Genomic DNA, 12,502 nt, shown 5'->3' on the forward strand with positions numbered 1-12,502 from the left:
GACTCCTGTATTTATTTTTCATGGCGACAGGCATTGCGGCCTGTACTCAAATAGGCAGTCGCGAAGTCCTCTATTGGGACGGCGGAGACTGGAGCATCTTTTTTATACTTGCAGGCTTTCCTCTACTGTTCGAGCGCATCCGCTGGTCCGACCGCGAGCCCTGACGGGGCCTGCAGGCCCCGCAGTTTGTGCCCACTCAGTTGGAGAGCGCCTCAAGCCTATTCCACTCCGCCTCCCCAACCGCCACCCCTTCCCGCTCCGAAACCGCCCGCTCCCTGAACCGCCGCTCCCCAGGCAGGCGCGACAACCCTGCCGCCTGCATCTGCTCCACCAACGCCCGACTGCGCTCGGCAAAGCGTCCACCTTCAGCCTTGCTCGGGTCGATGACGATGATCAGCTGTCCGGTCCAGGGTGTCTTGGCGCCTGGATGCTGCGACCAGTCGAACTCCCAGGAAAAATGCCCGCCCGTCAGCGCCGCCGCGAGCAGCTCGACCATCATCGACAGCGCAGAGCCCTTATGCCCACCGAACGGCAGTAAGGCGCCGCCTTCGAGGATGGCCTTGGGATCGGTGGTCGGTTTACCCTCGGCATCGACGCCAACACCGGGCGGCAACTGCTCACCCTCGCGCGCGGCGATCTGTACATCACCATGGGCCATGGCACTGGTGGCCATGTCGAAGACGATCGGGGCGGGTCCCTGGCAAGGCGCGGCGAACGCGATGGGATTGGTGCCGAACAACGGTTTGCGGGCGCCATGGGGTACCACGCAGGTCATGCTGTTGACCACGCTCAATGCAACCAGGCCCTCTTCGGCAAAGGGTTCCACATCCGGCCAAAGCGCCGCGAAATGGTGGGAGTTATGGATAGCCAGCACGGCAATACCCGCCTGCCGCACCTTCTCCACCAACAACGTGCGTGCCGCAGCCAGGGCTGGCTGGGCGAAACCGCCCTTGGCATCGACCCGCACGAAGGCCGGGGCGACATCCGTGACCTCGGGCACCGCAGCGCCATCGACCCAACCGCTGGTTAGCGTCGAGACATAACCCGGCATGCGGAACACACCATGGCTGTGAGCACCATCGCGCTGGGCGCTGGCGCAGTTGGCGGCCAGCACTGCGGCCACTGACTCGCTGCATCCATGACGCTGGAAGATCTGCTGCAACCGCTCCTGCAACTGCGCAAGAGGCACACGTACGACGGGATCGGTGGATGGTGCAGACATCTGAAACTCCCTTTATTGGATTTGGAATGGCGATAGCCCAGGGCAATGCCTGCCACTCTTCCCTCGGCAAGGGTGTGCTGTCAAATCCGGCAAGCGCGCAAACGCCAGGTTTATTGCAGCGCTGCAATGACCCAACTGCGTCGTTAAATATTATTGACCGACTGCCCTGCCAAAGCCTTGTCGGCTCGGGCTTCCAGCAGGCGAAGCCCCCAAAAACAGGCAGATCGCCCCCTGAAACCGACCCGCCAGTCGTTTGACATATTAAACGGCTCTGGCAAGCTATGAAGCATGTCCCGACCGGTCCGCAGCCTTCAGGCCGCGCCGGCAGTGCTCGGGACCACAGGTCACGCATCAAGGGCCAAAGGCCGCGGACCTGCACAACAACGACAGGTAAAACCTGTCCCAAGGTGACATATGTCCAACAGCAACATTGGCAACAAGCAACCCGCCCTGCGCAAACCCGTCGTCCTGATGACCATGGGTACCCAAGAGCGCAAAGGTCACGACTATCAGGTCATGACCCATAAATACATCACTCCCCTGGTCGATTTCGCCGACTGCGTACCGGTTCTGGTCCCTACCTGCTGCGGCACCGACGCCCTCGAGGCGTACCTGGACATGGCCGACGGCGTCTACCTGACCGGCGCCGGCAGCAATATCGATCCGGCCCTCTATGGCCAGGAGAACGAAACCCCCGGCAAGGCCCAGGACAAGGATCGCGACCTGTTCGACATCCCCCTGGTACAACTGGCCATCGCCCGCGGCCTGCCGATCTTCGGCATCTGCCGTGGCATGCAGGAAATCAACGTGGCCCTGGGTGGTGACATCTACCAGAAGGTCTACGCCGAACCTGGCTTCAACGACCACCGCGAAAACCCTGAAGACCCGGTCGATGTGCAATACGCCGCCTCCCACGGCGTGAAGATCAAGCCCGGTAGCTGGCTGCGCGACACCCTGGGCACCGACGAGATCCGAGTGAACTCGCTGCACGGTCAGGGCCTGCGCAACCTGGGTGAAGGCATCGAGCCGATCGCCCACGCCGAAGACGGCCTGGTCGAGGCAATTCATGCACCGAGCATTTCGCCCTTCCTGTTCGCGGTGCAGTGGCACCCCGAGTGGCAAGCGGCGAAGAACCCTGATTCGATCAAGATGTTCCAAGCCTTCGGCGACGCCTGCCGCGCCCAGGTCCGCAAGTCCCAGGCCAGCAAGCGCCACCAGGCGGCCTGACCCCTCTTCGTTAGCTTTGATCGCGGGGCGGCGCAAGGTCGCCCCTGCTTCCCCGGTCACCCTCTGCTGGTCCCAGAACACTTCCCGTGGAAGCGGGCGGCGGGCTTGTGCCTGTCTCCGCGATCTTTTTTTCCCTCAAGACATACGATGACTGATCGGCCGTAGTGCACGATCAGCCGTTTCGGCTGGTGGTTGCGGCTCTATCGCGGACGAGGCCGCTCCTACAAAATCACAGCTATGGCTGATCCACCGGGAGCTGACGCACACCGCGACAGGGCCCTACGGATAGGCGTCGCTTCAAAAATTTTCTCAGGCAGGGCTAGTCATCGTGTAAGTTGTACGATAACTTACCTCTCACCTTGGTACACCTTCTTACCCAAGCGCCCCCAGGATGCCTACAACAATGAATCCACAAGAACTGAAATCCATCCTCTCCCACGGCCTGTTGTCGTTCCCCGTCACCGACTTCAACGCCCAGGGCGACTTCAATCCCGCCGGCTACATCAAGCGTCTGGAATGGCTGGCCCCCTACGGCGCCAGCGCGCTGTTCGCCGCCGGAGGCACCGGTGAGTTTTTCTCCCTCGCTGCCAGCGAATACAGCCAGGTGATCAAGACTGCCGTTGACACCTGCGCCACCTCCGTACCGATCCTGGCTGGTGTAGGCGGTGCCACCCGCCAGGCCATCGAGTACGCCCAGGAAGCCGAGCGTCTGGGTGCCAAGGGCTTGCTGCTGCTGCCGCACTACCTCACCGAAGCCAGCCAGGACGGCGTAGCCGCCCACGTGGAAGCCGTGTGCAAGTCGGTGAAGATCGGTGTGGTGGTGTACAACCGCAACGTCTGCCGCCTGAACGCTGCACAGCTCGAAAAACTGGCTGAGCGCTGCCCGAACCTGATCGGCTACAAGGATGGCCTGGGTGATATCGAGCTGATGGTGTCGATTCGTCGCCGCCTGGGCGATCGCTTCAGCTACCTGGGTGGCCTGCCGACCGCCGAGGTGTATGCTGCGGCTTACAAGGCGCTGGGCGTGCCGGTCTACTCCTCGGCCGTGTTCAACTTCGTACCCAAGACCGCAATGGACTTCTACAACGCCATCGCCCGCGACGACCACGCCACGGTCGGCAAGTTGATCGATGACTTCTTCCTGCCGTACCTGGACATCCGCAACCGCAAGGCCGGTTACGCGGTGAGCATCGTCAAGGCCGGCGCCAAACTCGCGGGCTACGACGCAGGCCCGGTACGCACCCCGCTGACCGACCTGACCGGCGAAGAGTACGAAATGCTCGCCGCCCTGATGGACAAAATGGGCCCGCAATAAGCGACCCCCGCGGCCTGCCAATGCCGCTGCCGGAGCGCCAGCCGCGCTCCGGCCCACAATCCGAATGCCCCGCACAACAATAAATAGTGGGAGAACACCAGCATGCAAGCGACGAAAAAGACGCATGTACGCTACCTGATCCTGTTCATGCTGTTCCTGGTGACCACGATCAACTACGCCGACCGCGCCACCATCGCCATCGCCGGTTCAAGCCTGCAGAAGGATCTGGGCATCGACGCGGTCACCCTCGGTTATATCTTCTCCGCCTTCGGCTGGGCCTACGTGGCCGGGCAGATTCCCGGCGGCTGGTTGCTGGACCGCTTCGGTTCGAAGAACGTCTACGCATTCAGCATCTTCACCTGGTCGCTGTTCACCCTGCTGCAAGGTTTCGTCGGCGGCCTGCCGGTGGCCTGGGCAGTCGTCACCCTGTTCACCCTGCGCTTTCTGGTCGGGTTCGCCGAAGCCCCGTCGTTCCCGGGCAACGCCCGGATCGTTGCGGCCTGGTTCCCCACCGCCGAACGCGGCACGGCCTCGGCGATCTTCAACTCGGCGCAGTACTTCGCCACCGCGCTGTTCGCACCGCTGATGGGCTGGATCGTGTTCAGCTTCGGCTGGGAACACGTGTTCGTGGTCATGGGTGGCCTGGGCATCCTGTTCTCGATGGTATGGATGAAGACCATCTACAACCCTCGCCAGCATCCGCGCATCAGCCCGGCCGAACTCGAGCACATCGAGCAGAACGGCGGCCTGGTGGACATGGACCAGAAACGCGGCAACGACGGCCCGAAATGGGGCTACATCAAGCAACTGCTGACCAGCCGCATGCTGCTGGGCGTGTACCTGGGCCAGTACTGCATCAACGCCATCACCTACTTCTTCCTGACCTGGTTCCCGGTGTACCTGGTGCAGGAGCGCGGCATGACCATCCTCAAGGCCGGCTTCATAGCCTCCTTGCCGGCCATCTGCGGCTTCATCGGTGGGGTGCTGGGCGGTGTGCTGTCGGACTGGCTGCTGCGCCGCGGCAACTCGCTGACCTTCTCGCGCAAGCTGCCCATCGTCTGTGGCCTGTTGCTGTCCACCACCATGGTGTTCTGCAACTACGTGGACGCCGAATGGATGGTGGTCGGCTTCATGACCCTGGCCTTCTTTGGCAAAGGCATCGGCGCCCTGGGCTGGGCAGTGGTCGCCGACACCTCGCCCAAACAGATCGCAGGGCTCTCGGGCGGCCTGTTCAATACCTTCGGCAACATCGCTTCGATCACCACGCCGATCGTCATCGGCTACATCATCAGTGCCACCGGCTCGTTCAAATGGGCACTGGTGTACGTGGGTGCCAATGCGCTGGTAGCGGTATTCAGCTACCTGGTGATCGTCGGCCCGATCAAGCGCATCGAGCTCAAGGACGGAGCCACACCGCAAGCGGCGCCCAACGCCGAACTGGCCGGCTCGCGCCAGTAACCTGAAGTACGCCGACGCCCCGGGATGGGCGTCGGTGGCCGTATAAAAGCCTGAAAGAAATCACAAGAAGGGCCTGACCATGCAGTTGATCGAACATTCCGAGTCGCCCCGCTACGTCCGCCTGCACGATGACGACAATGTCGTGGTGGTGGTCAATGACGGTGGCCTGGGCGAAGGTGCGCGCTTCGCCGATGGCCTGACCCTGGTCGAGGGCGTGCCGCAAAGCCACAAGGTCGCCACCGTCGATATCCACCAGGGCGAGCCTGTACGCCGCTATGGACAGATCATCGGTTATGCCCTGCAAGACCTGCGTCAGGGCAGTTGGGTTCAGGAAACCCAGCTATCGATGCCCGCTGCCCCCGAACTCGACAGCCTGCCGCGCTGCGACGCGGTTCCCGCGGCCCTGCCACCTCTTGAAGGCTTTACTTTCGAAGGCTATCGCAACGCCGACGGCACCGTCGGTACCCGCAACATCCTCGGCATCACCACCACCGTGCAATGCGTGACCGGCGTGATCGACCACGCGGTCAAACGCATCCGCGACGAGCTGCTGCCCAAGTATCCCAACGTCGACGACGTGGTCGCCCTCACCCACAGCTACGGCTGTGGCGTGGCGATCAACGCGCGTGACGCCTATATACCCATCCGCACCGTGCGCAACCTGGCGCGCAACCCCAACCTGGGCGGCGAAGCCCTGGTCATCAGCCTGGGTTGCGAAAAGCTGCAGGCCGGCCAGGTGATGCACGAAGACGACCCGTCCGTGGACCTCAGCGAGCCCTGGCTGTATCGCCTGCAGGACGCTTCGCTGGGTTTCGTCGAGATGATCGAACAGATCATGCAACTGGCTGAAACCCGCCTGAGGAAGCTCGACCAGCGCCGTCGCGAAACGGTGCCGGCCAGTGAGCTGATCCTGGGCATGCAGTGCGGCGGCAGCGACGCCTTCTCCGGCATCACCGCCAACCCGGCGCTGGGCTATGCCGCCGACCTGCTGGTGCGCGCCGGTGCCACGGTGATGTTCTCGGAGGTCACCGAGGTCCGCGATGCCATCTACATGCTCACCTCCCGTGCAGAAACCCCGGAAGTGGCCGAAGCGCTGGTGCGCGAAATGGACTGGTACGACCGCTACCTGCAACAGGGTGCAGCCGACCGCAGCGCCAACACCACGCCGGGCAACAAGAAAGGCGGGCTGTCGAACATCGTCGAAAAGTCCCTGGGCTCGATCGTCAAGTCCGGCAGCGCTGCGATCCAGGGCGTGGTCGGCCCGGGCGAGCGCGTCGCACGCAAAGGCCTGATCTTCTGCGCGACGCCGGCCAGCGACTTCGTCTGCGGCACCCTGCAGCTGGCAGCGGGCATGAACCTGCATGTGTTCACCACAGGTCGCGGCACACCTTACGGGCTGGCCATGGCCCCCGTGGTCAAGGTCTGCACCCGCAGCGAACTGGCCCAGCGCTGGCCCGACCTGATCGACATCGATGCCGGGCGTATCGCCAGCGGCCGCGCAAGCATCGAGGAGCTGGGCTGGGAGCTCTTCCACTACTACCTGGACGTTGCCAGCGGCCGCAAGCAGACCTGGGCCGAGCGGCACAAGTTGCATAACGACATCACTCTGTTCAACCCGGCACCGATTACCTGACAGCCTTCCCTCCATGGGGGATGGATGGACCTTGCACTTTACCTACAGGAGCACCTCATGCCTGAGATCCTCGGCCATAACTTCATCGCCGGCCAGCGCAGTGCCGCCGGCCAGCAGCGCCTGCAGAGCCTGGACGCCACCACTGGCGAGGCCTTGCCCTACAGCTTCATGCAAGCCACCGAAGACGAAGTCGATCAAGCTGCCAAAGCCGCTGCCACCGCCTTCGCGGAATTCCGCCAGTTGCCGCCAACCCGTCGCGCCGAGTTCCTCGACGCCATTGCCGCCGAACTGGATGAGCTGGACGACAGCTTCGTCGCTATCGTTTGCCGCGAAACCGCCCTGCCCGCCGCCCGCATTCAGGGCGAGCGCGGCCGTACCAGCGGGCAAATGCGCCTGTTCGCCCAAGTGCTGCGCCGGGGCGATTTCCTCGGTGCCCGTATCGACCTGGCGCTGCCGGACCGTCAACCCCTGCCACGAGTGGACTTGCGCCAGATGCGCATCGGCGTGGGCCCGGTGGCGGTGTTCGGCGCCAGCAACTTCCCACTGGCGTTTTCCACCGCAGGCGGCGATACCGCGGCTGCGCTGGCTGCCGGCTGCCCGGTAGTGTTCAAGGCGCACAGCGGCCACATGGCCACCGCCGACCTGGTGGGCTGCGCCATCGTCCGTGCCGCTGAACGCACCGGCATGCCCAAGGGCGTGTTCAACATGGTCTTCGGCGGTGGCGTGGGGGAGTGGCTGGTCAAGCACCCGGCCATCCAGGCGGTCGGCTTCACCGGCTCGCTCAAGGGCGGCGATGCCTTGTGCCGCATGGCCGCCGAACGTCCGCAGCCGATCCCGGTATTCGCCGAGATGTCGAGCATCAACCCGGTAATCGTGCTGCCTGGCGCATTGGCCAAACGCGGCGAGGCCATCGCCCGTGAACTGGCAGGCTCCGTGTGCCTGGGGGCCGGTCAGTTCTGTACCAACCCAGGGCTGGTGATCGGCTTGCAGTCGGCACAGTTCAGCCAGTTGCTCACAGACCTCGGCCAACACCTGGCGCAGCAGGCGGGGCAGACCCTGCTTAATGCCGGCGGCTTGCGCAGCTATGTGGGCGGGTTGGAACACCTGCACGCGCACGCCGGCATCAAGCACCTGGCCGGCCAGGCGCAGGAAGGCAGCCAGGCCCGCGCCCAACTGTTCAAGGCCGACGCACGCCTGCTGGTGGATGCCGATCCGCTGCTGCAGGAAGAAGTGTTCGGCCCCACCACCGTGGCGGTCGAAGTCTGTGACGATGAGCAGTTGCGCGCCGCGCTGCTGGGCCTGCGCGGCCAGCTCACGGCCACCCTGATCGGCGAGCCCGAAGACTTCGACGCCTATGCCTGGCTGGTGCCGCTGCTGGAAGAAAAGGTCGGACGGATTCTGGTCAACGGCTATCCGACCGGTGTTGAGGTATGCGATGCCATGGTGCACGGCGGCCCCTACCCGGCCACCTCCGACGCCCGCGGCACCTCGGTCGGCACCCTGGCCATCGATCGCTTCCTACGTCCGGTGTGCTACCAGAACTACCCGCAAGCCTTGTTGCCAAAGGCCCTGCAGGACGGCAACCCACTGGGGTTGCGGCGCCTGGTCAATGGTCAGTGGAGCGACGGCGCGCTCTGACGCGCGCTTGTAGGAGCGGCGGTTCGCCGCTGCGACTTGCCCGCGAAAAAGATACCGCGCTGCCTGGCACGGGCTACGCCCGTGTTCGCGGGCAAGCCCGCTCCCACAGGGTGGACTGCCCCCAAGGGTTGGATTTGTGTCCAACTTGTTGGGGGCAGTCCAATCCAAGAGACAGTTTGCTATCACAACGCCAGATGCAAGGGACCGGATCCGTCGGCCGGCATGGCGCAGCAGATCAACGCCTCGTCCTGCGCCACGGCGAACTCCGGTGCCTCGGCATAGGTAACCGCCCCTTTGAGCACGCGGGTCCGACAGCTTCCGCACGACCCGCCACGGCAGCCAAAAGGCGGCTCAAGGCCACGCTGCTCGGCCAGCTCCAGCAGCGAGCCATCTCCCGGGTTCCAGCGCGCCTCTTTCGCCGAGTCCATGAACATCACCGCAACCGACTCAGCGGCCACCGCCGGCAAGGCCGGCGCGGCCTGCTGCTCGTTGCGCGTGCGGCGCAGGCTCGATGGGCCGAAGGCTTCGGCGTGGATCCGTGCATCGTTGATATCCAGTGCGCGCAGGCCGTCGTACATCTGCTGCATGAAACCCTGCGGCCCGCACAGGTAGAAGTCGTAGTCATCGAAAGGCAGCACCTCGCGCAGCAGATCGACGCCCAGGCGCCCCTCGCGCTCATAGTCCTCACCTGCGACCGCACCGCGGGCATCGCTGAGCAGGCGCATATGCCTGAGTTTGCCTTCGGAGGCTGCCACCAACGCGGCAAACTCGCTGGCAAAGGCCAGTTGCGCCCGGTTCGACGCCGATTGGAACACCCAGGCAGGCCGGGCGTAGCGTGTACGCCGTCCCTCATTGACCAGGTGCCTGGCCATGGCCAATGCCGGGGTCACCCCCACGCCCGCAGCCAGCAGCACCACGGGCCGGCGTACCGCAGCATCGAGGGTGAAGGCTCCAGCCGGCGCACGCGCCTCGATCAGGTCACCGACCCTGACCTGCTCATGCAGGTGCCGAGAGACCACACCCTCACGCTTGACGCTGATGCGCAGCGCATCGTCCGCCGGCGCGCCAGACAAGGTGTAGGTGCGCACCAATGGCGCCTCCTCTCCAGGCAACCGTACTCGGATCGGCAGGTGCTGCCCCGCCTGGCGCACCGGCAAGCCCAAACCATCGTCGGGCGCCAGGTGGAACGAACGGATGTGCTCGCTCTCGTCGACGATCTGCGTTACCCGGTACGGACGCCAGCTTTGCTGCAATGCCGCGGCTTTCAGGCGCGCCTGCATGTCCTCCCAACTACCGGTCATCAACACATTGGGCGAGATGCCGTCATCCATGTCGACCCAGCGCAGCGCCAACCCTCCCGGTCGGCGCACGACCCGCTCGGGGTAAAACCGCCACATGCGCTCGGCGCCGATGAAGGCCAGTGTCTGTGGATCGTCGACGATCACCTCGGTACGCCCGGTCATCTGCAGCAGGTCGCCGCTGCGCATGTCGACGAACACCAGCCCGGCACGGGGGTTGAGCAGCATGTTGCCCAGAGTGTTGAAGAACAGGTTGCCATTGAAATCAGGGACGCTCAGCGTGCCGTCGGCGTCGATGTGGACAAAGCCTGGCTTGCCGCCGCGGTGCGAGACATCCACCTGGCGCACGCCATCGCGCACCACATACGAGGCAACATAGAAGGAATCGGCGGCGGCCACCACGGCACGGTCCGCTGCGCTCAGCTCGGTAGACTCGCAGGGCTCACCGGGTGTGCTGTCATCGAAGACATAGCGGCGCAGATTGATATAGCGCGGGCAGTTGCCATAGGACTGGGTCGGCTCGATGGTAAAACCGCTGTCGTCTGCCCGGCGCACGAAGCCGTTCAGGCGATTGCGTCGGCGGGTGTGCAACTCGATGCCGAGCATGCCCACGCCGTCACCGTCCTCCAGCCCGGCATCGGCGGGATCGGCGGGCTCACGGGGCAGGTCCAGCAGCAGCCGACGCGGATCGGGGGATTGCATGAAGCCGGGCTGGCCGGTGCGCAGCGTTGCCCACGGATTGCCGTGCGGATCGACGCTGCCGAGCACCACGAAAGGCAGTTGGGCATAGAACTCGCGGTGCTGGTCGGGCATGAAGTCGCGCGACATCTGCACCTTGCCGGTCCCCACCATGCGTTCGACCGCGCCGACGCTGCGTTGCAGCGCAAGCTCGCCGTCGTGCCATGGCGAGGGCTTGAGGTCCGACGTAGGCTTGTTCATGGTGGCACCTGGGCGGTTGAGTGAGGGTGTATCAATCCTTACTCATTCGCCCGACCCTTAGAATCAGTGCAGGTGGCAATTGATTATTTCTCTTCAAGAAATAGTCATGGGCCCGCATTCAAGCCAATGGTTCGATCAGCCCCCCTGTGCCTCAGCCGCCTCATGCGCCTGGCGCAGCCGCTCGCGGCTGTTGCTCAGGTGCAGGCGCATGGCCATTTTCGCTCCTTCGCTGTCGCGTCGGGCAATAGCTTCATAGATAGCCTCGTGCTCATGGCTCAGGCGGCTCAGGTAATGGGCCTGGTCATCGTGGGCCAGGCGCGCCGAATTGAGCCGGGTGCGGGGAATGATGCTGGTACCCAGGTGATTGATGATGTCAGCGAAATAATGATTGCCACTGGCCTGGGCGATGCGCAGGTGGAACTGGAAATCCGCCGAGACCGCATCGGAGGCATGCGCGGCACCTTCGTTGAGCTCGTCGAGCGCAGCACGCATGCCGGTCAGTTGTTCATCGCTGCGACGCTGGGCGGCAAGCCCGGCCGACTCGATCTCCAGGGCGATGCGCAACTCCAGTACCGCCAGCACCTCGCGCAGGGTCACGATGGTCGCCGGGTCGATACGGAAACCGCCGGTGCTCGGCGCGTCGAGCACAAAGGTGCCAATGCCGTGGCGGGTCTCCACCTGGCCGGCCGCCTGCAGCCGCGAGATCGCCTCACGCACCACCGTGCGGCTGACGCCCTCCTCGACCATGATCTGCGATTCGGTCGGCAGTTTGTCGCCACGCTTGAGTTGGCCGCTGCGAATACGTTCGGTCAGCACCGTGACCAGTTCCTGCGCCAGACTGCGCGGTTTGCGTCGGGTACGTGCCTGTAGTTGCTGCTCTGTCATGCCCTGTACGTTTCATCGTGAAAAGACAGCCGTCATCATAGCTCATGCAGTTGTACGATCACATACATCCGCCAGGGTTTTCATCTCGCCGCCAATGCCTTTTGCCGAACCGCCGACGGCGCCTCGCCCATGACCCTGCGGTACATGCTGGAAAACGCACTGGGGCTGTCATACCCGAGGTCGAGGGCAACCCGGGTGACCGCCTCACCCGCTGCCAGTCGCGTGACCGCTGCCATCAGGCAGGCTTGCTGGCGCCATTGACCGAACGACAGCCCGGTCTGCTCGCGAAAGCGTCGGCTGAACGTCCGAGGGCTCCAGTTCAGGTGTATCGCCCAGGCCTCGGCCGTAGTGCTGATCGACGGCGCCGCGAGAAACGCCAGGCACAATTGCGCCAGACGCGGCTCCCCTGGCATCGGCGCGAACAGCGGCAGGCGCTCGGCGCTGCGCAACTCATGCAGGATCAAGCCGACCAGTTGGCCATCGCGCCCTTGAGGGTCGTACAGCGCAGGCAGTTCGGCACTGGCCAGCAGCAACTGATGCAGCAGCGGCGTGACCAGCAGCGCTTCGCAGGCCTGCCCCAGCCTCGGCGCCGCAACGGCCTCGATGTACAGGCTGCGCGTGCTCACGCCGCGCATCAGTACCTGATGGGGCTTGCCGGGCGGAATCCACACACCGCTGTAGGGCGGGATGACCCAGGCGCCATCGTCGGTCAGGACTTCCATCAACCCGCTCATGCCATAGAGGAACTGAGCACGCCGGTGCACATGCCGTGGCAATAGCGTGTCGGGCGGGTAATCGGTGGCGATCGCCAACACCGGGCGCGGCGTGGCATCGACCTGGAACAGCGGCACATTGCGCATTGGAGCCTCCATGGCTGAAACACACGG

Annotated in this window: 9 protein-coding genes; 5 read left to right on the forward strand and 4 right to left on the reverse strand. The window is 64.3% G+C overall.

What is annotated here, in order from left to right:
* Nucleotides 1–196: 196 nt before the first annotated feature.
* Nucleotides 197–1,222 carry an Ldh family oxidoreductase gene (locus ACK3BK_RS13590; protein WP_411382604.1) on the reverse strand — a complete coding sequence of 342 codons (1,026 nt, stop codon included), beginning with the start codon at nucleotides 1,220–1,222 and terminating at the stop codon, nucleotides 197–199.
* A 414-nt stretch (nucleotides 1,223–1,636) separates the two neighbouring features.
* On the opposite strand from ACK3BK_RS13590, the gene ACK3BK_RS13595 reads away from it, so the two are divergent.
* The 5 genes from ACK3BK_RS13595 (at nucleotide 1,637) to ACK3BK_RS13615 (ending at nucleotide 8,493) form a co-directional block, all read left to right on the forward strand.
* The gene (locus ACK3BK_RS13595) at nucleotides 1,637–2,449 is read left to right on the forward strand and encodes a gamma-glutamyl-gamma-aminobutyrate hydrolase family protein (RefSeq protein WP_186664299.1); all 813 of its coding nucleotides are present in this window, start codon (nucleotides 1,637–1,639) and stop codon (nucleotides 2,447–2,449) included.
* A gap of 403 nt (nucleotides 2,450–2,852) precedes the next feature.
* Nucleotides 2,853–3,764, forward strand: coding sequence for a 5-dehydro-4-deoxyglucarate dehydratase (gene kdgD / locus ACK3BK_RS13600; protein ID WP_186664298.1), 912 nt, complete (start codon nucleotides 2,853–2,855; stop codon nucleotides 3,762–3,764).
* Nucleotides 3,765–3,866: 102 nt separating this feature from the next.
* Complete coding sequence (locus tag ACK3BK_RS13605; RefSeq protein WP_411382605.1) at nucleotides 3,867–5,222, forward strand: MFS transporter; 1,356 nt, start codon at nucleotides 3,867–3,869, stop codon at nucleotides 5,220–5,222.
* Between the two features lie 79 nt (nucleotides 5,223–5,301).
* A complete protein-coding gene (gene garD / locus ACK3BK_RS13610; RefSeq protein WP_411382606.1) occupies nucleotides 5,302–6,855 on the forward strand; it encodes a galactarate dehydratase in 1,554 nt (517 codons plus the stop codon).
* Nucleotides 6,856–6,912: 57 nt separating this feature from the next.
* The gene (locus tag ACK3BK_RS13615; RefSeq protein ID WP_411382607.1) at nucleotides 6,913–8,493 is read left to right on the forward strand and encodes an aldehyde dehydrogenase (NADP(+)); all 1,581 of its coding nucleotides are present in this window, start codon (nucleotides 6,913–6,915) and stop codon (nucleotides 8,491–8,493) included.
* Nucleotides 8,494–8,675: 182 nt separating this feature from the next.
* On the opposite strand, the gene ACK3BK_RS13620 is transcribed toward ACK3BK_RS13615, so the two are convergent.
* The 3 genes from ACK3BK_RS13620 to ACK3BK_RS13630 form a co-directional block, all read right to left on the reverse strand.
* Entirely contained in the window at nucleotides 8,676–10,730 is a 2,055-nt protein-coding gene (locus ACK3BK_RS13620; protein WP_411382608.1) for a pyridoxamine 5'-phosphate oxidase family protein, read from the reverse strand.
* A gap of 135 nt (nucleotides 10,731–10,865) precedes the next feature.
* The gene (locus tag ACK3BK_RS13625) at nucleotides 10,866–11,615 is read right to left on the reverse strand and encodes a FadR/GntR family transcriptional regulator (RefSeq protein ID WP_186708909.1); all 750 of its coding nucleotides are present in this window, start codon (nucleotides 11,613–11,615) and stop codon (nucleotides 10,866–10,868) included.
* Between the two features lie 80 nt (nucleotides 11,616–11,695).
* Nucleotides 11,696–12,475 carry an AraC family transcriptional regulator gene (locus ACK3BK_RS13630; protein ID WP_186664286.1) on the reverse strand — a complete coding sequence of 260 codons (780 nt, stop codon included), beginning with the start codon at nucleotides 12,473–12,475 and terminating at the stop codon, nucleotides 11,696–11,698.
* Nucleotides 12,476–12,502 lie beyond the last annotated feature (27 nt).

Source organism: Pseudomonas sp. L7 (assembly GCF_046605565.1).
Classification (GTDB): domain Bacteria; phylum Pseudomonadota; class Gammaproteobacteria; order Pseudomonadales; family Pseudomonadaceae; genus Aquipseudomonas; species Aquipseudomonas wayambapalatensis.